The 1,095-nt window shown below is 39.1% G+C and carries 1 protein-coding gene; it reads left to right on the forward strand.

What is annotated here, in order from left to right; all coding sequences use genetic code 11:
- Positions 1–411: 411 nt before the first annotated feature.
- Positions 412–960, forward strand: coding sequence for a periplasmic substrate-binding domain-containing protein (locus tag G322_RS0119505; RefSeq protein WP_022943314.1), 549 nt, complete (start codon positions 412–414; stop codon positions 958–960).
- Positions 961–1,095 lie beyond the last annotated feature (135 nt).

A 1,095-nucleotide genomic window follows, 5' to 3' on the forward strand; every position in this document is an offset into this window, starting at 1 on the left:
CATTCGGTTTAAAAATGAAACTTTATATCAAAGCACAAAAAGCAGCAATTGAGGCTTTGCACCTAGAACAAGCCTCAACTGCGTAACATCAGTTAATAATTATCCAGATGCACTTGGTGATCAATTTGTCGCATGGTCAAACCCACAGGTACAAGCAAAATATGGACAATACAATCACTACAACCTAAAAGCGGCCAAACAACTTTTAAGAGAAAACGGTTACATCGATATTAATGGCGATGGTTTTGTAGAGTCTCCAGAGGGTCCGCACCTAGAAAAATCTATTTACTTTTCGTACAAATACAGCCTAAAAAACACACTCAGGGTGTTTTTTAGGCGACGTCAGTTAAAATATAGGGCTGTTTTATCGAAAATTCCTTCAGAATTTAAAATTCTGATTTTAGGTTCGGAATGTCGGGTAAGCGTATTAAATTCCGTATTATGGTACCTAATGGTTGGTCTGACTTTATCAATACCGTACAAATTGCAGTAGAGGGATTAAAAGAGGTGGGCATTAACGCCGCGGTTTCTACGCCTGATTTTGGTATTATGGTTGAGAAAATGAAAGATGCGCGTTTTGATGCGGCTTTCACCAACTACTTTGCAGGACCTAATCCCTACCGTTATTACTTCACTGCGTTCCACTCTTCACAAATGGATAAAGACCGTTTTGCAGCACATCATTATGTTGATCTTGATCTTGACCTTGATAAACTGATTGACTCTTTTACGCAAACCGCAGATAAAATAGAGCAATTAGCGATTATGCATGATATTCAAGCACGTATTGTCGCCAACCAAACCACCATTCCAACCATGAGCACTAACTATAACTATCAGTATAATACCGAACGTTATACAGGCTGGTTTAACCAGAAAAACCCGCTTGCAAGCCCGGTTGTGTGGCCTGATACACCTGAGCGTTTATTGCATGTTTTAAGCTTAAAACCTGTTCAGTAGCCCGTAACCTAAACAAAAAAATACCGCGTTCATCGCGGTATTTTTTTGTCTAAGGATCGGCTTCAAAATTACTTGCGCTTTTGTTTTCAAAATAACCCGTCATTTAGGATTGGCTTCAACATTACTTGCGATTTT

Origin of the sequence: Psychromonas hadalis ATCC BAA-638 (genome assembly GCF_000420245.1) — a bacterium.
GTDB lineage: Bacteria > Pseudomonadota > Gammaproteobacteria > Enterobacterales > Psychromonadaceae > Psychromonas > Psychromonas hadalis.